This window comes from Pseudomonas sp. 14A, from assembly GCF_018132745.1.
In the GTDB taxonomy this organism is placed as follows: domain Bacteria; phylum Pseudomonadota; class Gammaproteobacteria; order Pseudomonadales; family Pseudomonadaceae; genus Aquipseudomonas; species Aquipseudomonas mercuritolerans.
Genome location: NZ_JAGRQJ010000009.1, coordinates 269849 through 289832, shown reverse-complemented (window position 1 = coordinate 289832; position 19984 = coordinate 269849). Strand labels below are relative to the sequence as shown.

The window sequence follows — 19984 nt, the reverse complement described above, 5'->3', positions numbered from 1 at the left end:
GAGGACGCATGCCATGGCGATCAAACAGTTGATAAAACGCACCAGCGGCTGGCTCTATCTCAACTCGTCAGTGGGGCGCAACCAGTTGCACGGGGCCGGGGTCATCCTGATGCTCCACCGGGTGCTGGCCAACGACCGTGCCGCCAATCTGCCGCACCGCAACGAACTGTGCGTCGGCCCGCAGGCGTTCGAACGCTTGCTGATGTGGCTGCGCAAGCATTTCGATTGCGTGCCGCTGATGGAGTTGTTGCAGCCCAACGCCCTGCGCACCGAGCGCCCGCGCGTGGCGCTGACCTTCGATGACGGTTGGCGTGACAACGCGGTCAATGCCTATCCGCTGCTGCAAAAATATCAGGTGCCGGCGAGCATTTTTCTTTCCACCGATTTCATTGGCAGCCGGCAACGGTTCTGGTGGGAAAGCGTCGGTGAAACGCTATGGGGCAGCCATGGCGAAAAGGCCCGCATGCACCTTATCGAGCACCTGCGCATCACCGGTCATCCGCTGCCGGTGTTGCTCGACGATATCGATGTCGACCGGCGCAGCCTGGCGCTGCTGCATTACCTGCAGAGTTTGAAGAGCCTCGATCCGCAGGAACTCGAACGTCTGACCAATGAGTGTCCGCCGGATTCTCTGCCGCAAGCGCTGGACTGGCATCAGGTGCGCGCCATGGAAGCGTCCGGTCTGGTGCGCTTCGGCCCCCACGGCGCCAGTCATGCGATCCTCACCGGCCTGGATGACGTGCGCCTGCAAGAAGAAATCAGCCGCAGCCGCGACGCCCTGCACAACGGCTGCAATCGGCCCCTGCCGGTATATTGCTACCCCAACGGCGACAACGATGAGCGCGTGCGCGAGCAGGTCGCCAATCACGATTATGCGTTTGCGCTGGGCACGGCCACCGGACTCTATCGCGGCGCCGGCGACCCGCTGAACCTGCCGCGTTTCGGCGTCAGCCAACGCACCGCGCGCAATCCGGAGCTGCTGTCGCTACGGATCTTTCGCGGGGCACGGCCATGAGTCGCGGCAGCTATATCCGGCATCTGGCCCTGAGCATGGGCACCAAACTGGCGATGATCGCCCTGCGCCTGCTGCGCAATGTGTTGCTGGCGCGGATTCTCGGGCCGAGCGAACGCGGTCTGTTCGCCCTGCTCAGCACCCTGCCGGATCTGATCAGTGCGGCCACCAGCGGCGGCTTGAATTCAGCGGTCGGTTATCAAGCGGCCAACCAGCGGCCGATGGGTCTGTTGCTCGCTCAGGTGCTGGTGTTCGGTTGTCTGCTGGCCGGGCTGCTGACCTTGCTGGTGGTGGCGCTGGCGCGAGAATTCGGCAGCGAACTCGACGTCACGATTCAGCTCGGTCTGCTGGCCTGGCTGTTGCTGCTGGCGGTGCCGCTGACCGTGCTCAAAAGCGGCCTGCTGACCTTGCACAACGCGTCGGGTGGCGTAGTCGCCTTCAATGTCCTGCGCCTGATCGAATCACTGGCACCCCTGCTGCTGTTTGTTGCCCTGTTCTGGATGTGGAAAGAGGCGGCACTCGAAGCGGCGCTCATCAGTTGGCTGGCCGGTATCAGCTTGGTGGTACTGGTGGGCTGGATGTGGCTAAAACGTGCACAGCCGCTGCAATTGCAATGGGATCGTGCGAGCCAGAAGGAGCTGCTGAAATTCAGTGCGCGCAGCCATCCGGACCTGCTGTTCCAACAGGTCATTCTGCGCTCCGATTATTTGTTCATCGGCGCCCTGCTCGGCAGCAGCGCGCTCGGCCATTACGCCATGGCCAGCGCCGCTGCTGAACTGTTGCTGATCGTTCCGGAAGCGGTCACCACACCGCTGATGAAGCGTCTGCTGCAACAGGACAAGGGCATGGACAAGGTCACGCCGCTGGCGCTGCGTCTGACCGCGACGGTAATGCTCTGCGCCTGCATCACCATGGCGCTGATCGGCGAATGGCTGATCATCACCCTGTTCGGCGTCGCCTACCAACCGGCCTACCCGGCGCTGCTGGCTTTGCTGCCGGGGCTGTTGGGCCTGTGCTACGCAAGCATTCTGCGCCTGGACTTGATCGGCAAGAACCGCCCTGCCACCGTCTCGCTGATGATGGGGGTGGGTGCGTTGCTCAATCTGGGCCTGAACCTGCTGCTGATCCCGAGCTACGGCATCGTCGGCGCAGCGGCGGCGTCCTCGATCGCCTATCTGGCAGTGACCCTGGCGATGCTCGTGCTTTATTGCAGACTGAGCGGCGTGCCGTTCTGGCACACGCTGTTCATTCTGCCCGGTGACCTCAGCCCGATGTGGCTGATGCTGCACCGCAGGAAAGCCGCATGAAGCGCCTCGCCCTGCTGCTCGGACTCGGCATGACGCTGAACGCCTTCGCTGCGCCCATGCAGTGGGGCGACATCCGCGACGGCAGCCTGTATCTGCAAGCCGACCAACCGGACACAGTCACTGTGCGCTGGGTCCCGGCGTGGCAGGCCGAGGCCAATGAAGAGCATATCTATCTGCTCGACGGCCATGGCCGCTTGCAGGGTGACCGCTTCATCAAGGCCAGTGAAGTTCGCGGTGCGCAAAGCTGGCCGCTGGTGCCGGGAGCTGCCGCTTATCGTCTGGAGATTCCCGGCTACAGCTTCCGCAGTTACCGCGTCGAGCATGACGCCACGACCGTGGCGCTGTTCAGTCCGGCCAAAGTGCATTTCAGCGTCGAAACCCGCAATGGTGCTGAGCTGTTTTTCCAGGTCGCACCGGGAGAGCATGCGGTGCTGAACGGCAAGTACCATGGCGGCATCAACGCGCTGCAAGCACAGCGTGTGGACGATGGACAACAACTGTCGCTGGCCCTCAAGCCCTACCGCGCATATTGGCAATTCGATCAAGTGGCCTTGCCGGTCAGCGACCGGACCCAGGTCTGGCGCTTGCGCCTGCAGGGCAGCGGCAAAGCGGCGTTCTGGCTCGACGGCACGGCCAACCTGTTTGCGCAGAATCCGCAGCAGCTGCGGCCAGTGCGTGAAGAGTCGGGTGAGGTACGCCTGACCCTGCACGGCAAGGTGCTCGGGCGCACTCCGGATCTGGGCATTGCGCTGCCCAATCTGATGCCGCCCACGAGCAGTCATGCCGCACTGGATGCGTTGAAGCCGGGTGCGGCGAGTTATTACAGCTACGTTGACGTCAGCGCGAAAAATGCCCGCTTCGAAGACCCGGTTCGTCAGCTCTATCAGACGCGCTTCGGCATCCGCCAGGACATCACCCTGCTCGCCGGCACCGGGCGTCAGGCCAATCTGCGCGCCGACGTGCAAAGCAGCAACGGCCTCGATGCCTGGCTCGCCAGCACGCGCACACTGGGTGGGCAAGGCACGCATTACATCGGCTTCGCCGACGAGCCGAACCTCAACTATTCGAGCTACGACGACTACCAGGCGATTTTTGTCAGCATGGCCCGCCAGGTGCGCAGCGATCCGGCCAACGCCAGGGCCGGCGTGCGCATCGCCATGCCGGCCAGTTCGCGCCTGGTCAACGGCCCGTTCGCCAATAACGCCGCAGACAAACGCGGGATCGATTGGGCACGGCGTCTGCTCAGTGAAGCGCCCGACCAGATCGACGCGTTGGCCTGGCACGAATGGATGATCCGCGACCTGCTCGCCACCCGCGTCTACCGCGAGAGCGTACGCCGCGCCGCGCAACTGGTCGGCCTCGACGCCGAGGGTCAGCCGCGCAAGGCCTTGTTGCTCGACCAGACCAATCTGTCCAGCGGCTCGAGCCTGAGCTCGTACGAGCAGGAAACTCACTACGCCGCGCTGTGGTGGACATCGGTCGTCATCAATGCTTCTCAGGACGGCTTGCTGAGCATGCTCAACTGGTTTCAGGCGGCCGACGAACCGCCCTACGCCAAAGGCATGGTGCGCGTGCTGGGTGGCGATCGCTTCGAGCTGAAACCGGTGGGCCTGGCCCAGCAATTCATCGCTCGGCATTGGCTGCCACACGTGCTGCAACTGGAGAACGACGCTTTCGAAGTGGATGTGCTGGCGATGGCCGGCGAAGAGCAGCGCACTTTGCTGGGGGTGAACAAAGGCACACGCCAGCAACGCGTTGATCTGAGCGGCGCCAAGTGCCCGCTTGACCACGGCGCCCTGCGTTTGTTCGGCGCTGACAATCGCGCCCGCGACGCACCGTTCGCCTGCGAAAACGGGCGCGTGCGTTTCGAATTACCCGGACAGACCCTGTTTGCCCTGAACTGGAACGCTTCATGAACCGCCCTTCTGCCCTGCGAGCGTCATGCTGCGCGCGGCACCTTCATCAGGAGAAGAGACCATGGATATCTTGAAAAAACTCAGCGGACATATCCGTCGTAAAGGTCTGCGAGCGACCTTGGCGAAGATCCGCAGAATGTACATTTTTTCCCATCGGCAACTGCTGTGGATGGAACGGGATCTGGTCAGCCCCGTGCCGCCGCACAACCTCAAACCATACCCGCCACTGCGATTAATGCGGATCACCGCAGACAACGCCAGCGCCTTCACCCGTTACTTCGGCGACCGTGTCGGCGTCATGGCCGAACTCGCCAATGAAGGTCACACCGGGCATATGCATGTCGACGAGCATGGCGATGCCGTGGCGTTTATCTGGGGCACGCCGCGTGATTATTTTGATCGGCATTACTACGGTTGCCGGTTCCCGGTGAAACCTGGCGAGTTTTTCGAGTTCGGTGGCGAACTGACTCGCGCCTACTGGGGCACCGAATTGTCGGTAGATCTGCAACTACGCTTATGGAAAGCCATGGCCGTGAAAGGCTGCAGCAAGGTGGTCGATGTCTGTGAGTCGAGCAACATTCCGGCGCTCAAGCTGCACCTGCGCATGGGCTATACCGAACAACAGCGAATCACCCATATCTACACGCTGTTTGGTCGCTGGCGCTTTTATCGCGAAACCCGCTACAGCGGTTCGCGCCTGACGGCGTTGCGCAAAACTTCCCGTCCACCTGTCCCAGCAACGGCGGCCTGAACCTATGGCGATGCGATTCGAATGGCGCACATCGCTGTGCGCTGCCGACTTCCCGGCGACGGCCTACGAGGCATTGCGCCTGCGCGTGACCGACCACACGCCGTTCAACAATCTCGCCTGGTTGTGCGCGGCAGAACAGGCGTTGGAAGAGAATCAGTGCCTGCACGTTCTGCTCGGCTGGGAAGCAGAGGCTTTGCGCCTGTGCCTGCCGCTGGTGGCCAGCCGCGAACGCTTCGCGGGCGTGCCATTTCGCGTCTTGCGCCACTTGGGTTATCCGCTGGCCGATCGGTTGGCCCTGCTGTCGTTGCTCGGCGCAGAGGATATGCGCGATGCGCTGATGCTGATCCGTCAGCGCCTGCCCCATGCGCTGCTGCAACTCAACGAACTGTCGGAACCTGCCGGGGAAGAAAGTGCCCTCACCGATTGGATGGCGCGTAGCTCCACGGCTGAACGGCGCCTGAGTTGCCGGGTGCCGGTGCATCTGATCAGCGACGCCGACCAGCAGGAAGTTTCCGGCGACCCGCGCTACAAACTGCGCCGGGCGCGCAAACGGATTACCGCGTGCGGCGCTCAAGTGCGGCGCATCATCCCCGATGCGCTGTCGATGCCTACGGTTTTACAGGCGTTGGAAGAAGTCGAGTCGGTCAGTTGGAAAGGTGACGAGGGCGTCGGCATTTTCGCAACTGACCACAGTCGTCAATGGATACAGAACGCCTTCACCGCCCTCGCCGCTCAAGGGCTGGTGCGAGTGGTGACGCTGGAGCTGGAAGGCCGCTGCATCAGTTATCGGCTGGGCCTGCTCGAGCAGGGCCGACTCTACGACTACAACCTGGCGTTCCTGCCGCAACATGCCGATCTGGGCAGCGGTCGGGTGCTGCTGGAGGAATGGATTCGCTGGGGCCTGGACGAGCAATGGCACTGGATTGATGCCTCGCGGGTCAGCCTGGAAAACTCCAGTCATCAACTGCACGAGCGCATGACCGGGCAACTGGAACACTGGCGCTGGAGCTTCTACTCATGGCGCCCCAGTGGCTTGCTGCTGGGCCTGGGGCTGCGTCTTTGGTACTGCGTCAAACCGGCCCTGCAAAAATGGCGCGCACAGCGTGCCGGCAAACCGAAAGCGGCAAATACATCCGCAACACAACCTGCAACTTCATCCACCACACCTGGGCTAGCGCCTCGGAGAGCATCATGAACGTCATCGACAAACTGCTTCTGCGCATCAAACAAAAAGGCCTGCGCCGCACCCTTGGCGCGTTCGGCAAACGTTATGTCTTCGCTCACCGTGAATTGCTGTGGATGGAGCGCGATCTGGTCACGCCGATCGCGCCAAACAAACTGCGCCCCTGTGAAGGTTTACATAGAGTCGACATTACCGAGGACAACGCCAAGGCTTTCGGCAAGTACTTTGGTGATCGTGTGCAGACCATGGCCGAATTGGCCGCTGAAGGGCACACGGGGCACATGTACCTGGACCAGGAAGGCCACACCGTCGGGTTCGTCTGGGCCAGCACCCGCGACTATTACGATCGCCACTTCTACCGCTACACGTTCACGATCCAGCCCGGTGAGTACTTCCAGTTCGGTGCCGAAATTGCCCGGCCCTATTTCGGCAGCACCTTGACCGTCGACGCACAGACCGCACTTTGGCAAGTCATGGACGCCGGGGGATATAAAAAGGTGGTGGATATCTGTGACAACGCCAATATCCAGGCCCTGAAGATGCATGTGCGCCTGGGCTACAAGGAACAAGGCCGGATCACGCATGTTTACGACCTGTTCGGCCACTGGCGCTTCTTCCGCGAAACGCGCTACAGCGAGTCGAGGCTGGAGGCGCTGCGCAAGCCGGAAAGACCAGTAGTAAGTACGCCCGCGCAGGCTTGATTCAGGCTGAATATTTGCGGCGGTTTTGATACCGCCATCGCGAGCAGGCTCGCTCCCACACTGGAATGCGTTTCCCTGTGGGAGCGAGCCTGCTCGCGAAGGGGCCAGTAGCTGCACCCGCAGCTCTCACAAGCGATTGGCTGGTTGCCTACAAACTGTGACGACACTTCCAACATCCAGTAAAGATTTGGCCGACTGTTTATCCGTATCCACTTGGATACAGTCGAGCACGACATCGGAGGCGACAAATCCTCACAAAGCGCAGACATCCGACGCGCACAACAAATGGCAAAGGAGGTTTAACCATGAGCCAGACTTTGACGAATTTCGACATGGTCGCGCTGCTGGACAGTGACGAAGCCATCAGTGAATACCTGTCGCAGGTGCTTGCAGACGGAGACAGCGAAGAATTCCTTCGCGCAATCGGTTACGTGTTAAGGGCGCGAGGAATGACGCAGATCGCCAAGAATTCAGGCATGGGTCGTGAAAGTTTGTACAAAGCTTTTGCTCCCGGAGCGAAGCCGCGATTTGACACAGTGTTGAAGGTAATTCATGCACTAGGCATTGATCTCTACGCGCAGCCGGGGCACGTAGTCAATCACGCCGTTCCGTGAATTTTGTAGCGGTCGCAATGCCGCCCATCGCGAGCAGGCTCGCTCCCACAATGGAATGCGTTTCCCTGTGGGAGCGAGCCTGCTCGCGAAGAGGCCAGCCGTCGCAATAAAGGATCTCAGGCCTTGCTCGCCACCAGGCTAAAGCACATCGGCAACTGCGCCTGCTGGTTCAGGTAGCAGTCATACACCTCTTCCCGGTTCGAATGCGCATATTCCTGAAAATCCACAATGCGCAGCCCCGCTCCAATGGCGCCGCTGAAGATCGCGCCCAGCGTATGCACGAACCAGTACGACTTTGCCGCCGGCTGCCCGACTTTACCTACGTAAACGATCGGCTCTTGCTGCACAAACGGCTCGGCACGGAAATACGAGCTGGCGAGGCGGTAGGGATTTTCAGCCTGCGGATCAACCATTTCCAGAAACGGATGGGTTTCGTAGATCACCAGCTTGCCACCCGGCTTCAGCACCTGCGCGACATGATGGAAGAATTCGCCGATGTCAGGCATCCAGTTAAGTACACCAATGGTAATCAGGGCTACGTCGAAGCGGTTATGCAGCGATGCGGGCAGATGGTGGATGTCGCTCTCGACGAATTCGGCAGTATGCGGCGAGCGGCTGTTGAGCTCGCGGGCCTGCTCAAGAAACGCTGCGGATTGATCGACGCCGACGACACTGCGCGCACCCAGCGCGAACAGCGACAGGCTTTCCCGACCGTTATTGCAGCCCAGTTGAATCACGTCTTTGCCGTCGACGTCCAGCAAGCCGCGCGAGGTGTAATCAAGGCAGCAAAACTCCGCCTGCGCGACATCGTTGAGCAATGCCTGCCAGTCCGGCGAATCCTGATGATGGCGGGCGGAATCGTTCCACGCCTGTCGATTGCTTTCGATGGCGGTTTTGGGGTTGGGCACTTCCATGGCGCTACTCCGGGTGAGGCTCGTGATTGAGCGGCGTGAGTCTAGAACAGACCCGGGGTGGCGGTTGTTCCAATGTTGTAATCACACTGCGCAGTCCTCTTCAGCGAGTCCTACAGAAAAAGGAAGGAACTCGGGATACCCCAACCGTTTTCCTACATCTTCCGTCGGTTGGCCGTCGGAAGCGCTCAGTCTAGGATTTGTCGAACTACAAGTACTCATGGAGCTCGACCCAGATGCAGTTCATCCAGACAACGACGACAGCAATCCCTGTACCGAATAGACTGCCAGGCATTGATCCCGGAGGCACAATGGACGGCAAAATCTTTCCCGACGATTCAGGGTTTGAAAACGACGAGCAGGCTGCCAGTCATGATCGCTGGTTGCGAGCCAAGGTGCAGGCGTCCAGAGATGATCCCCATCCGAGTCTCCCCCATGAGGACGTGATGGCGGACATGCATGCCTTGATCGAATCCATGCGAAAAAAGGCTGATGCAGATTGAGTGGCGGCCCGAAGCCAAGGCCGATCTTTCGAACATCCTCAGATACATTGGCGAGAGAAACTTTGCAGCCGCAGTGAGTCTCTCGAAATCCATCGAAGAATCCACAACCTCACTCTCCGTTCATCCCCATCTCTACCGTAAAGGTCGATCTCCCGGCACCCGGGAAATCGTTGTACATCCTAACTACGTAGTGATTTATGAGGTGACGGATCGAATCGAGATACTTAGCGTTTTGCATACCCGACAGGAATATCCATAAAGACATCGCAGGAAAAAACGGTGTGATGTTCGCCCGATCGATAACACGCCGTTTGCCCAGTAGGCACCACTATCAAAGATTCACATGACTCTGGTTAAGCCGCTCACGCAGAAACTCCACCAGTGCCTGCACCGGCCGCGAAGCCTGGCGATGTTGCGGATATACCGCCGACAAGGTCAGTGGCTCCGGGCGTAAATCATCCAGCACCGGCACCAGCCGCCCGTCCTTCAGCGCCGCGCCGACGATGAAGGTCGGCAGATAGGTGATCCCCATCCCCTGCACCGCCGCGTCTCGCAGCAGTTCGCCGTTGTTGACGCGCATGCGCCCGGTGACGTTGATCAGCAGCGGTTTGCCCGGCGCTTCGTTGAAGCGCCATTGCACCGACCGACCGTGGCCGTAAGGCAGGCAATCGTGGCTGTGCAGGTCTTCGGGTTTGAGTGGTGTGCCGTGCTCGGCAAGGTAGGCCGGGCTGGCGCAGTAGACCCGTTCGATGCTAGCGATGCGCCGGGCGATCAGTGTCGAGTCCTCCAGCACGCCGATGCGCAGGGCCAGGTCGTAGCCCTCGCCGAGCAGGTCGACCGGGCGATCGCTCAGATCGACCTCGACGGTGACTTCGCGATAACGCTGCAGGAACAACGGCAGCAGACAACCCAGATGCGCCACCGCGAACGACAGCGGCGCGCTCAGGCGAATCGTGCCGCGCGGCTCGGCGGTTTCGCCGGCGATGCCCTGCTCGACCTGCTCTACCTCGCCGAGCAAACGCAACGCCGATTCGTAATAGCTCTGCCCCAGCGGCGTGACGTCGAGGCGGCGGGTCGAGCGATTCAACAAGCGCACACCAAGTCGCTCTTCCAGTTGCATCAAACGGCGGCTGACGAACTGCTTGGACAGCCCCAACTGATCGGCCGCGGCGGTGAAGCTGCCGGAGTCCATGACCTGGCAAAAAATACGCATGTCTTCGAACGGGTTCATTGTCACTCTCTGGTGGACAGTTAAACGCTTTATAGCCGCTTTTTCGCTTTTCAGCAGCCCATTAATCTGTGCTCACGGTTTGAAAACAACCCTGAACAGGTAGGAGCTGCCGCAGGCTGCGATCTTTTGATCTTGATCTGCAGTGACGCTGGAAATGGCAAAACAGGATCAAAAGATCGCAGCCTTCGGCAGCTCCTACACGAACGTATAAATACTCAAAAATGGAATTGAACATGAGCATCAAGAAAACCCTCGCCGCGTCCCTCCTCGCCCTGTCCGTCAGCAGCGCTTTTGCCGCTGGCAGCCCTGGCGTCGAACACAACACCCAAGCGTTCCTCGATGCCCTCGCCGCTGGCGGTGGTCGTCCGCTGGAGCAACTGAGCCCGAAGGACGCCCGTGCGGTGCTGACCGGTGCCCAAGCTTCTGTGAAGGTTGATCTGTCCGGTGTGGAAGTCAGCGACAAGGCGATCAAGGTCGATGGCCGGACCTTCAACGTGAAAGTGGTGCGCCCGGCCAAGGTCAAGGGCGAGTTGCCGGTGTTCATGTTCTTCCACGGTGGCGGCTGGGTGCTGGGTGACTTCCCGACGCACCAGCGCCTGATCCGTGATCTGGTGGTCGGCTCGGGCGCCGTTGCAGTGTATGTCGATTACACGCCGTCGCCGGAAGCGCAGTACCCGACGGCGATCAATCAGGCTTACGCTGCGACGAAATGGGTGGCCGAGCACGGCAAGGACATCGGTGTCGATGGCAAGCGTCTGGCGGTGGCCGGCAACAGCGTCGGCGGCAACATGGCGGCGGTCGTGGCGTTGATGGCCAAGGAGCAGAAAACCCCTGCCCTGCGCTTCCAGCTGTTGATGTGGCCGGTAACCAATGCGCAGTTCGAGGACGGTTCGTACCAGCAATTTGCCGAGGGCCACTTCCTCACCAAAGGCATGATGCAGTGGTTCTGGGACAACTACACCACCAACCCGGCCGAGCGTGCGCAGATCCATGCCTCGCCGCTCAACGCCAGCAGCGAACAGCTCAAGGGCCTGCCCGCTGCCCTGGTGCAGACCGCCGAGTTCGACGTGCTGCGTGATGAAGGTGAAGGTTATGCGCGGCACTTGGATGCGGCTGGCGTGCCGGTGACCTCGGTGCGCTACAACGGGATGATTCATGACTTTGGTCTGCTCAATCCGCTGAGCCAGATTCCGGAGGTGAAAGCTGCGATGCGTCAAGCGGCTGCAGAACTGAAAACTCATTTGCAGCCTTAACCGCAAAAGATCGCAGCCTTCGGCGGCTCCTACAGGAAAACGCATTCCAAAGTAGGAGCTGCCGCAGGCTGCGATCTTTTTTCTCACCAGCGTCGCGGAGTACCGGTCATGACTCTTTTCTACGCCCACCTGCTGTCCTGGAGCACTGTGCTGTTGCTGCTCGACGCCGCACTCTGGCATTTCTCGCCCTTCAGCCATCGCGCGCCGCGAGTCGGCGTGCGTCTGGCGCTGTTTCTGGCGTTCAGCGCGCTGGTGATCAATGCCGGTGTCAGCCCGTTGCAGGCTCCGCTGTTCGCTGATGATCGCGTGGCACAACTGGGGGCGACGGCGCTGGGGATTCTCTGGTGGCTGTATGCAGCACGGGTGCTGACCGAAGTGATCGGCCTGGCGTTGATGCGCCGCATCGGCCACAGCGGTCGCTTGTTGCAGGATGTCATCGGCGCGCTGGTGTTTCTGGTCGCCATTGTCGCGGCGGCCGGCTACGTGCTGGAGCTGCCGGTCAAAGGTCTGCTGGCCACTTCCGGGGTGGTCGCCATCGTGGTCGGTCTGGCGCTGCAAAGCACCCTCGCCGACGTGTTTTCCGGCATCGTCCTCAACACTACCAAGCCGTATCAGGTGGACGATCTGGTGATGATCGACGGCGTCGAAGGCAAGGTCTTCGATATCGACTGGCGCGCCACGCACCTGCTGACCAGCGCCGGCACCATGGCTGTGGTGCCGAACTCGGTGGCGGCCAAGGCGAAGATCGTCAACCTCAGCCGGCCGAGCAACATGCACGGCGTATCGATCAGCATCCAGGTGCCCAATCACATTCGTCCGCGCCGGGTACTCGATGCCCTTGATCGCACCTTGCAGGGCAGCAGCTCGCTGTTGCTCAGCCCGGCGCCGAAAGCCGTGCTCAAAGAGGCCGGCGAAACCATGTCGGAATACGTTGCCAGCGGTTTCATCGCTGAGCTGGGCAAGAAGAGCGAAGTGCGCAATCAACTTTTCGACCTCGCCCACCGCCATCTCGAAGCGGCGGGTATTTCCCGGCATCCCGACGGCGTGATCGAACCGTCGAGCCGTGCCCGTGCGTTGCTGGATGAAGTGAAGATTTTCCGCTCGCTGAGCAGTGAAGAACGCGATCGCCTCGCTGAGTCGATGGTCGCGCAGCAGTACACGGCCGGTCAGGTGGTGCTGGATCTGGAGGAAGTGCCGGACAGCCTGTTCGTGATTGCCACGGGCGTGGTCAGCGCGACGGTGCCGGACGGCAATGGCCAGACCGAGGCCGGGCGCATGGGGCCGAGCGAAGTCATGGGTGAGCAGAGCATTCTTGCCGATACACCGTCGCAAGCGACGTTTACGGCGCTGACGTCGAGCATCATCTATCGCCTCGACAAACAGTTGACCCGTGAGTGCATGGACAAGCGCAGCGAAGTCGGCCAGGCCTTGAACAAGTTGCAGGCGGTGCGTCAACAGAACAGTCGCCTCGCGTTGATGGCCAAACCGGTGGCGGTGAAAAAAGGTGGATTTCTGGGGTGGTTGCAGAAGCGTTGAAGCGCCAAATTCAAGATCAAAAGCCTCCCCCTCACCCCAACCCTCTCCCTCAAGGGGGGCGAGGGGGAAAGGGAGCCGATCTCCGGGCCTTTCAAGACCGAAGCTCGGCTCGGTATTGCAGGTCGGCGTATCCCGAACAAGCCCCTCGGTCAGTCCCCTCTCCCTCCGGGAGAGGGTTAGGGTGAGGGGCTTTTGACTTTCGACCAGATTACTTGGCAGTGAACTTGGTGTAGCTGTTGATCAGGTTGCGATAGTTAGGTAGACGCTCGGACAGCAGATGCGCCAGGCCTTCCATGTCGTTGCGCCAGTCGCCTTGCAGCTCGCAGGCCACTGCGAACCAGTTCATCAGGTGTGCACCGGCGGCCGACATCCGCGCCCAGGCCGCTTGTTGCACGGTGGTGTTGAAGGTGCCCGACGAGTCGGTGACGACGAACACTTCAAAGCCTTCAGCAATCGCCGACAGGGTCGGGAATGCCACGCAAACGTCGGTCACTACACCGGCGATGATCAGTTGTTTACGGCCGGTGGCCTTGATCGCTTTGACGAAGTCTTCGTTGTCCCAGGCGTTGATCTGGCCTGGACGCTGGATGAACGGCGCGTCGGGGAATTGCTCGAGCAGCTCAGGCACGATCGGGCCGTTGGGACCTGCGTCGAAGCTGGTGGTCAGAATGGTCGGCAGCTTGAAGAACTTGGCGATGTCGCCCAGCGCCAGCACGTTGTTCTTGAACTCGTTCGGCGAGAAATCCTGCACCAGCGAGATCAGACCGGTCTGGTGGTCGACCAGCAGGACGACGGCATCATCTTTGTTCAGACGCTTGTAAGGAACGCTCATGGCAAAACTCCTGGATGGATGGTTGTTGCGGGAAGCGCCGGCCCTGATGACCGGCGCTTTTTTCAAACTCAGAACGCGAAGCAGGAACAGCCGAACGCGCCCCAGAAACCGGCGAAATCGCTGACCGGCGCATTCGACATCCGCGCTTTTTCATGGCTGTGGGTGTGCACGGCGCATGGCCCGCTGCACTGGTGAACCTGCGCTTGCAACGGCGAGTTCGGGCGCCAGTGGCCCGGCACCTTGACCACGGGCGACCAGTCCGGCAGCACCGGAATCGAACGCGGGCCGAGGTCCTCGAAATCGCCGGCGGCGTAGACAATCTTGCCGCCGACCACGGTCATCACCGACTCGATCCACTTGATCGCTTCTTCTTCAACGCTGAAGAAGTCCGCGCTCAGTGCAGCGAGGTCTGCCAGTTGGCCGACGCGGATCTGGCCCTTCTTGCCCTGCTCCGAAGAGAACCAGGCGCTGCCGTGGGTGAACAGTTCCAGCGCAGTGCTGCGTGGCAAACCTTCTTCGTACAACGCCAGACCGCCAACGGTGCGGCCGCTGACCATCCAGTACAACGAAGTCCACGGGTTGTAGCTGGACACGCGAGTGGCATCGGTGCCGGCGCCGACCGGCACGCCTTCAGCGAGCATGCGCTTGATCGGTGGCGTGGCTTCGGCGGCTTGTTTGCCGTAGCGATCGACGAAGTATTCACCCTGGAACGCCATGCGATCCTGAATCGCGATACCGCCGCCCAGCGCTTTCACGCGCTCGATGTTTTGCGGAGTGATGGTTTCGGCGTGGTCGAAGAACCACGGCAGACCGTTGAACGGAACGTCGCGGTTGACCTTCTCGAACACGTCGAGCATGCGGCTGATCGATTCGTTGTACGTGGCGTGCAGACGGAACGGCCAGCGCTGCTCAACGAGGTGGCGCACCACCGGCTCCAGTTCCTGTTCCATGGTCTGCGGCAGGTCCGGACGCGGTTCGAGGAAGTCTTCGAAGTCGGCGGCGGAGAACACCAGCATTTCGCCGGCGCCGTTGTGGCGCAGGTAGTCGTCGCCCTGATGCAACTTGACGCTGCCGGTCCAGTTCTGGAAATCGGTCAGCTCTTCTTTCGGCTTCTGGGTGAACAGGTTGTAGGCGATGCGTACGGTCAACTGGTCGTCTTTGGCCAGTTGTTCGATTACTTGGTAGTCGTCCGGATAGTTCTGGAAACCACCACCGGCGTCGATCGCACTGGTCAGGCCGAGACGATTGAGTTCGCGCATGAACTGGCGGGTCGAGTTGACCTGATATTCCAGCGGCAGCTTCGGCCCTTTGGCCAGGGTCGAGTAGAGAATCATCGCGTTCGGCCGCGCGACCAGCATGCCGGTCGGGTTGCCGTTGCTGTCGCGCACGATCTCGCCGCCCGGCGGGTTCGGCGTGTCGCGGGTGTAACCGGCCACACGCAGGGCGGCGCGGTTGAGCAGCGCACGGTCGTAGAGGTGCAGGATGAACACCGGAGTATCCGGCGCGGCCTGGTTGATTTCTTCCAGGGTCGGCATGCGTTTTTCGGCGAACTGGAATTCGTTCCAGCCACCGACCACGCGCACCCATTGCGGGGTTGGCGTGCGGTCGGCCTGGTCTTTGAGCATACGCAGCGCGTCGGCGAGCGATGGCACACCTTCCCAGCGCAGTTCGAGGTTGTAGTTCAGACCGCCGCGAATCAGGTGCAGGTGCGAATCGTTGAGGCCAGGGATGACGCAGCGGCCCTTCATGTCGACCACTTGTGTGGCGCTGCCCTTGAGGGCCATGGCCTCGGCATCGTTACCGACGACGACGAAGCGGCCGTCCTTGATCGCCACCGCACTGGCCAGTGGTTTTTCCCGGTCTACGGTATGAAACTGGCCATTGAATAAAATCAGATCGGCGCTCATCGCAGTTCCTCAAGCAAAAGTGAAAAGAAGCAAACCCCGCTCAACGCGGCGAGGTCTCTTGGGAATCGAGGTGTTCATGGGCCTGACTGGCTTCCAGCCACGGGGTGAACAAACGGGTGACCGGCGGCATCACCACGTAGACCACCGAGAGGACGATGGTCAGGGTGATCAGGAACGTGGCGACCACGTAGTTGGACAGAAGCGGATGCAGCGCCAGCAACGGCCCCCAGATCAGCGGCACCAGCAGGGTGTGCGGCAGAATCACTAACAGGGTGACGACAGCCTGCTTCCAGCGCGGCGGTGGCGAGCCGGCTTCGGCCAGCGGTGTGAACCAGAATTCATTGACCGGCGCGACTTCGGTCTGATCGCCGTCGGCCAGCATCGGTGCGGCTTCAGCCACCAGCGCCTGACGCTCGGAGGATTCCAGCCAGCCTTGCATGGCCTCGGTGGAGCTGAAGCGCAGCACGCAAGTGTAAAAATCCAGACGCCCGCGCTTGCCGCGCACCACGTCCACACCCAGATGCCCCTCGCGCTGCCCGGCAACCCGCACGATATTGCGCAGCCATGCTTCATACGCCGACTCGAAACCGGCCTTGACCGAGTGCTTGATGATCAACGTGACGGTCTCATCGGCCCCCGGTGCTTGTGAATTGAGGACTTCAGGCATAACGCAGCACTCCGGGCAAACGAACAGGAATCGCCAGCCGTCCGGGCCCGGCGATCAATACGGTGGTGAAAAGAATCAACAGCAACCAGCCGAACTGCCCTTCGGCCACACTCCATTGCGGATGCACGACCAGCAGCGCCACGAGCAGTACAAAGAGAATAGGCAGGCAGGCCAAACGCGCCAGCACACCGGCGACGATCAGCAACGGGCAGAGGACTTCGGCGAAGATCGCCAGGATCAGCGTCAGGCGGGCGCCGAGGTGGAACGGGTCTTCGATCAGCTGCAGTTGCGCGGTGAAGTCCAACAGCTTGGGCAAGCCGTGCACGCACAACAGAAACAACCCGCCGCTGACCCGCAGGAACAGCAACCCGATGTCGCGCGCCTGTTCATCCCTCGTAGCAATCATGACCCGACCCTTTGAATGTCATTGACGAGAATCATGCCAAGGCCGGGGCGGAAGAAATTGGATGGGTGTGCTTAGTTGCTTTTCAGGTCACTGACGTTCTGCTGCCAGCCACAAACAATGTGAGAGTGAGCCTGCTCGCGAAGGCGTCAGGCCAGTCACATCCACACTCACATCCACACTCACTGACACACCGTATTCGCGAGCAGGCTCGCTCCCACAGGGATTGACGGCGTGCGCTCAATATGCAGACCGCCACAAAAACAACGTGGGAGCGAGCCTGCTCGCGAAGGCGTCAGGCCAGTCACATCCACACTAACTGACACACCGCATTCGCGAGCAGGCTCGCTCCCACAGGGTTTGGCGGCGTGCATTCAATTTGCAGACCACCACAAAAACAAAGTGGGAGCGAGCCTGCTCGCGAAGGCGTCAGCTCAGTCACATCCACGTTGACTGGCACACCGCATTCGCGAGCAGGCTCGTTCCCACAGGGATTGGCGGCGTGCGCTCAATATGCAGACGGCCACAAAGACAATGTGGGAGCGAGCCTGCTCGCGAATGCGGTGTGTCAGTCACATCCACGTTGACTGACACACCGCATTCGCGAGCAGGCTCGCTCCCACAGGGATTGGCGGCGTGCGCTCAATATGCAGACCGCCACAAAAACAGTGTGGGAGCGAGCTTGCTCGCGAAGGCGTCGGGTCAGTCAGATCCACACTAACTGACACACCGTATTCGCGAGCAAGCTCGCTCCCACCGGGATTGGCGGCGTGCGCTCAATATGCAGACCGCCACAAAAACAGTGTGGAAGCGAGCTTGCTCGCGAAGGCGTCGGGTCAGTCACATCCACACTCACTGACACACCGCATTCGCGAGCAAGCTCGCTCCCACAGGGGTTAGCGGCGTGCGCTCCATTTGCAGACCGCCACAAAAACAATGTGGGAGCGAGCCTGCTCGCGAAGGCGTCAGCTCAGTCACATCCACGTTGACTGGCACACCGCTTTCGCGAGCAAGCTCGCTCCCACAGGGGTTAGCGGCGTGCGCTCCATTTGCAGACCGCCACAAAAACAGTGTGGGAGCGAGCCTGCTCGCGAAGGCGTCAGGTCAGTCACATCCACACTCACTGACACACCGCATTCGCGAGCAGGCTCGCTCCCACACGAAAACTGCTTGCGTAATCGAGGGCGGTTAAAGCGCTGGAATATCCAGCGGCGCCGCCATGAACTGGCTAATGCGCGAGCGCAGCCATTTCTCTGCCGGGTCGTTGTCGTGCACCCCGCTCCACGCCATCGACAACTGCGCCGCATCGATCGGGAAAGGGGGATCTTCGGCGCGCAGCGCACAGCCTTCGACCAAGGCACAGGCAGCGTAATCCGGCACGGTGGCGATCATGTCGGTTCCGGCGAGCAAGGCGCGCAAGCCGCTGAACTGCGGTACACCGAGGACGACTCGGCGGCAGCGACCGATCTTGGCCAGATCCAGGTCGATATTGCCGCTCAGATCACCGGAGAACGACACCATCGCATGCGGACGCGCGCAATATTCGTCCAGCGTCAGCGGCCCCGGACGATCGTCGCCGCGCAGCACTTTGCAGGGAATGTCGCGCAGCTTCTTGCGCTTGGCATTGGCCGGCAGATCGGTGGTGTAGCTGACGCCCACGGAGATTTCCCCCGAAGCCAACAACGCCGGCATCAACAAGTAATTAGCCCGGCGCACCACCACGACTATCCCCGGTGCCTCCTGCTGAAGCTGGCGCAACAGCGGCGGAAACAGACCGAACTCGGCGTCGTCCGACAGTCCGATGCGAAACACATCGCAACTGCTCGCCGGTTCGAATTCCTTGGCGCGGCTGACTGCGCCGGAAATCACGTCCATTGCCGGTTGCAATTCCTTGAGGATCGCCAGCGCCCGCGCCGTCGGTTCCATACCGCGACCGTTGCGCAGCAGCAACGGATCGTCGAACAGATCACGCAAGCGCCCCAGCGCAGCACTGACCGCTGGCTGGCCCATGAACAGTTTTTCGGCAACGCGGGTCAGGTTCTTTTCGAACATCAACGCTTCGAAAATCACCAGCAGGTTCATGTCGACGCGGCGCAGATCGTTACGGTTCATGGGCGTGGTTTCCTTATCGGTGTCAGACGCTTTATGCCACTGGCGCTGGGCACTTTACTCGATCAACGGCACTTTCGCCGCGCGTTTGTAAGGGCCGTACTCCACAGGCACCCACTGGAAATGTTTGCCCTCGGCGGCGATGTGGCCGATGCCCGGGAACGGCAGATGCGCGGCCGTCACCCAGGTCTTGCTCGCTGCTGCAGCACTGAACACTGCCTGCCGACTGGCGATCGCTTGCTGACTGTTGACGTCGAAACCGATCGAGACTTCCGGGTGCAAGAACTGCACCGCGAGGTTGTGCACCAGATCGCCCATGAACACGATGCTCTGCTGCTGCGAGGTGAAGCGGTACGTGGTGCTGCCCGGGGTGTGCCCGGCTTCGAGGGTTGCTTCGACCAGTCCCGGCAATGGCGACTGCCCGGCGGCAAACGTCTTGAAGCGGCCAGCGGCAACGTAGGGCGCCGTCGAATCCTGGGCAATTTTGAAAAACTCTTTGGCTCCCGCCGGAGCTTTGGCCAGTGCTGCCGGATCGAGCCAGTAGTCGGCCTCGGCTTTGGCTGCAAACACGGTGGCGTTGGCGAACACCGGTTTCTTTTCGGCATCGACCAGACCGCAGACGTGATCGAGGTGCAGGTGGGTCAGCAAAATTGTGTCGACCTGCTCAGGCTTGTAACCGGCGGCCTGCATGTTGGCCGAGAGTTGGCCTGCGGTGGCGCCGATGCACTGTCCTGCGCCCGTGTCGACCAAAATCAGTTGTGTGCCGGTGTTGACCAGAAAGGCATTGAACGCCGTCTGCACGCCCGGGGTTTCAATCGAACGCCGTGCGAGCAGCGCGCGAATCTGACTCTGGCTCATGCCCTGCAACAACTTCGGCGACAGATCGTTGTAACCGTCGAACAACGCGGTGACTTCGTAATCGCCCACGGCCAGCCGGAAGTAACCCGGTGCCTGAGTGCCCACCTGCGGCGCCTGCGCCATCGCGCCGGACATTGCCAGCATGACTGCCAGAGTCGTTGCTGCTTTAACCATGCCTTTCATTGCATTCCCCTTGAACCTGGCCGACGGCGGCTGCGCTTTATCGACATCGTCGCGCAAAGCGCCGGGCGCTGACTTGCAAGGATGTGCTGAGTTCCAGCCTTTGCGAT

Annotated in this window: 19 protein-coding genes; 11 read left to right on the top strand and 8 right to left on the bottom strand. The window is 61.0% G+C overall.

Going from position 1 to position 19984, the window contains the following annotated elements; translation table 11 throughout:
- The first annotated feature begins 13 nt into the window (after positions 1 to 13).
- The 7 genes from PS14A_RS09305 (at position 14) to PS14A_RS09275 (ending at position 7484) form a co-directional block, all read left to right on the top strand.
- On the top strand, positions 14 to 1015 hold the full coding sequence (locus PS14A_RS09305; protein ID WP_212615862.1) for a polysaccharide deacetylase family protein: 1002 nt from the start codon (positions 14 to 16) through the stop codon (positions 1013 to 1015).
- Positions 1012 to 2319 (top strand): oligosaccharide flippase family protein, encoded by a 1308-nt coding sequence (locus tag PS14A_RS09300; protein WP_212615855.1) that lies wholly within the window; start codon positions 1012 to 1014, stop codon positions 2317 to 2319. Before PS14A_RS09305 ends, PS14A_RS09300 begins: the two co-directional genes overlap by 4 nt.
- Complete coding sequence (locus tag PS14A_RS09295) at positions 2316 to 4235, top strand: hypothetical protein (protein ID WP_212615853.1); 1920 nt, start codon at positions 2316 to 2318, stop codon at positions 4233 to 4235. Before PS14A_RS09300 ends, PS14A_RS09295 begins: the two co-directional genes overlap by 4 nt.
- Before the next feature lie 61 nt (positions 4236 to 4296).
- Complete coding sequence (locus PS14A_RS09290; RefSeq protein ID WP_212615851.1) at positions 4297 to 4986, top strand: N-acetyltransferase; 690 nt, start codon at positions 4297 to 4299, stop codon at positions 4984 to 4986.
- 4 nt (positions 4987 to 4990) lie between these two features.
- A complete protein-coding gene (locus PS14A_RS09285) occupies positions 4991 to 6181 on the top strand; it encodes a GNAT family N-acetyltransferase (protein ID WP_212615849.1) in 1191 nt (396 codons plus the stop codon).
- Entirely contained in the window at positions 6178 to 6870 is a 693-nt protein-coding gene (locus PS14A_RS09280; protein ID WP_056784508.1) for a hypothetical protein, read from the top strand. Before PS14A_RS09285 ends, PS14A_RS09280 begins: the two co-directional genes overlap by 4 nt.
- A 305-nt stretch (positions 6871 to 7175) precedes the next feature.
- On the top strand, positions 7176 to 7484 hold the full coding sequence (locus PS14A_RS09275; RefSeq protein WP_137216070.1) for an addiction module antidote protein: 309 nt from the start codon (positions 7176 to 7178) through the stop codon (positions 7482 to 7484).
- Positions 7485 to 7600: 116 nt separating this feature from the next.
- Here PS14A_RS09275 and PS14A_RS09270 read toward each other — a convergent pair whose 3' ends face one another.
- Positions 7601 to 8398 (bottom strand): class I SAM-dependent methyltransferase, encoded by a 798-nt coding sequence (locus PS14A_RS09270; protein ID WP_212615847.1) that lies wholly within the window; start codon positions 8396 to 8398, stop codon positions 7601 to 7603.
- A 308-nt stretch (positions 8399 to 8706) separates the two neighbouring features.
- Here PS14A_RS09270 and PS14A_RS09265 point away from each other — a divergent pair, with 308 nt between their 5' ends.
- Positions 8707 to 8898 (top strand): hypothetical protein, encoded by a 192-nt coding sequence (locus PS14A_RS09265; protein WP_038862015.1) that lies wholly within the window; start codon positions 8707 to 8709, stop codon positions 8896 to 8898.
- Positions 8888 to 9157, top strand: a complete 270-nt coding sequence (locus PS14A_RS09260) for a type II toxin-antitoxin system mRNA interferase toxin, RelE/StbE family (protein ID WP_082228561.1) — start codon at positions 8888 to 8890, stop codon at positions 9155 to 9157. The genes PS14A_RS09265 and PS14A_RS09260 overlap by 11 nt, the downstream gene beginning before the upstream one ends.
- A 72-nt stretch (positions 9158 to 9229) precedes the next feature.
- On the opposite strand, the gene PS14A_RS09255 is transcribed toward PS14A_RS09260, so the two are convergent.
- A complete protein-coding gene (locus tag PS14A_RS09255) occupies positions 9230 to 10129 on the bottom strand; it encodes a LysR family transcriptional regulator (RefSeq protein WP_130909506.1) in 900 nt (299 codons plus the stop codon).
- Between the two features lie 233 nt (positions 10130 to 10362).
- Here PS14A_RS09255 and PS14A_RS09250 point away from each other — a divergent pair, with 233 nt between their 5' ends.
- Together PS14A_RS09250 and PS14A_RS09245 are read left to right on the top strand one after the other, a co-directional pair.
- On the top strand, positions 10363 to 11382 hold the full coding sequence (locus tag PS14A_RS09250) for an alpha/beta hydrolase (RefSeq protein WP_212615845.1): 1020 nt from the start codon (positions 10363 to 10365) through the stop codon (positions 11380 to 11382).
- A gap of 108 nt (positions 11383 to 11490) precedes the next feature.
- Complete coding sequence (locus tag PS14A_RS09245; protein ID WP_137216064.1) at positions 11491 to 12918, top strand: mechanosensitive ion channel family protein; 1428 nt, start codon at positions 11491 to 11493, stop codon at positions 12916 to 12918.
- A gap of 208 nt (positions 12919 to 13126) precedes the next feature.
- Here the strand turns inward: PS14A_RS09245 and ycaC are convergent, their stop codons facing one another.
- From ycaC to PS14A_RS09215, 6 genes are all read right to left on the bottom strand, one after another.
- Positions 13127 to 13750, bottom strand: a complete 624-nt coding sequence (gene ycaC / locus PS14A_RS09240; protein WP_016774080.1) for an isochorismate family cysteine hydrolase YcaC — start codon at positions 13748 to 13750, stop codon at positions 13127 to 13129.
- Positions 13751 to 13818: 68 nt separating this feature from the next.
- A complete protein-coding gene (locus PS14A_RS09235) occupies positions 13819 to 15657 on the bottom strand; it encodes an amidohydrolase (RefSeq protein WP_212615843.1) in 1839 nt (612 codons plus the stop codon).
- A 40-nt stretch (positions 15658 to 15697) separates the two neighbouring features.
- Positions 15698 to 16324, bottom strand: a complete 627-nt coding sequence (locus PS14A_RS09230) for an antibiotic biosynthesis monooxygenase (protein WP_041478579.1) — start codon at positions 16322 to 16324, stop codon at positions 15698 to 15700.
- Positions 16317 to 16730 (bottom strand): DoxX family protein, encoded by a 414-nt coding sequence (locus tag PS14A_RS09225; RefSeq protein ID WP_212615842.1) that lies wholly within the window; start codon positions 16728 to 16730, stop codon positions 16317 to 16319. Before PS14A_RS09225 ends, PS14A_RS09230 begins: the two co-directional genes overlap by 8 nt.
- A gap of 1185 nt (positions 16731 to 17915) precedes the next feature.
- Positions 17916 to 18839, bottom strand: coding sequence for a LysR family transcriptional regulator (locus PS14A_RS09220; protein ID WP_212615841.1), 924 nt, complete (start codon positions 18837 to 18839; stop codon positions 17916 to 17918).
- A gap of 54 nt (positions 18840 to 18893) precedes the next feature.
- Positions 18894 to 19868, bottom strand: coding sequence for an MBL fold metallo-hydrolase (locus PS14A_RS09215; protein WP_249121240.1), 975 nt, complete (start codon positions 19866 to 19868; stop codon positions 18894 to 18896).
- Positions 19869 to 19984: the final 116 nt, after the last annotated feature.

Coding starts and splice junctions, on each gene's coding strand:
- PS14A_RS09305 (WP_212615862.1), top strand. CDS start 14: ATGGCGATCAAACAGTTGATAAAACGCACCAGCGGCTGGCTCTATCTC.
- PS14A_RS09300 (WP_212615855.1), top strand. CDS start 1,012: ATGAGTCGCGGCAGCTATATCCGGCATCTGGCCCTGAGCATGGGCACC.
- PS14A_RS09295 (WP_212615853.1), top strand. CDS start 2,316: ATGAAGCGCCTCGCCCTGCTGCTCGGACTCGGCATGACGCTGAACGCC.
- PS14A_RS09290 (WP_212615851.1), top strand. CDS start 4,297: ATGGATATCTTGAAAAAACTCAGCGGACATATCCGTCGTAAAGGTCTG.
- PS14A_RS09285 (WP_212615849.1), top strand. CDS start 4,991: ATGGCGATGCGATTCGAATGGCGCACATCGCTGTGCGCTGCCGACTTC.
- PS14A_RS09280 (WP_056784508.1), top strand. CDS start 6,178: ATGAACGTCATCGACAAACTGCTTCTGCGCATCAAACAAAAAGGCCTG.
- PS14A_RS09275 (WP_137216070.1), top strand. CDS start 7,176: ATGAGCCAGACTTTGACGAATTTCGACATGGTCGCGCTGCTGGACAGT.
- PS14A_RS09270 (WP_212615847.1), bottom strand. CDS start 8,398: ATGGAAGTGCCCAACCCCAAAACCGCCATCGAAAGCAATCGACAGGCG.
- PS14A_RS09265 (WP_038862015.1), top strand. CDS start 8,707: ATGGACGGCAAAATCTTTCCCGACGATTCAGGGTTTGAAAACGACGAG.
- PS14A_RS09260 (WP_082228561.1), top strand. CDS start 8,888: ATGCAGATTGAGTGGCGGCCCGAAGCCAAGGCCGATCTTTCGAACATC.
- PS14A_RS09255 (WP_130909506.1), bottom strand. CDS start 10,129: ATGAACCCGTTCGAAGACATGCGTATTTTTTGCCAGGTCATGGACTCC.
- PS14A_RS09250 (WP_212615845.1), top strand. CDS start 10,363: ATGAGCATCAAGAAAACCCTCGCCGCGTCCCTCCTCGCCCTGTCCGTC.
- PS14A_RS09245 (WP_137216064.1), top strand. CDS start 11,491: ATGACTCTTTTCTACGCCCACCTGCTGTCCTGGAGCACTGTGCTGTTG.
- ycaC (WP_016774080.1), bottom strand. CDS start 13,750: ATGAGCGTTCCTTACAAGCGTCTGAACAAAGATGATGCCGTCGTCCTG.
- PS14A_RS09235 (WP_212615843.1), bottom strand. CDS start 15,657: ATGAGCGCCGATCTGATTTTATTCAATGGCCAGTTTCATACCGTAGAC.
- PS14A_RS09230 (WP_041478579.1), bottom strand. CDS start 16,324: ATGCCTGAAGTCCTCAATTCACAAGCACCGGGGGCCGATGAGACCGTC.
- PS14A_RS09225 (WP_212615842.1), bottom strand. CDS start 16,730: ATGATTGCTACGAGGGATGAACAGGCGCGCGACATCGGGTTGCTGTTC.
- PS14A_RS09220 (WP_212615841.1), bottom strand. CDS start 18,839: ATGAACCGTAACGATCTGCGCCGCGTCGACATGAACCTGCTGGTGATT.
- PS14A_RS09215 (WP_249121240.1), bottom strand. CDS start 19,868: ATGGTTAAAGCAGCAACGACTCTGGCAGTCATGCTGGCAATGTCCGGC.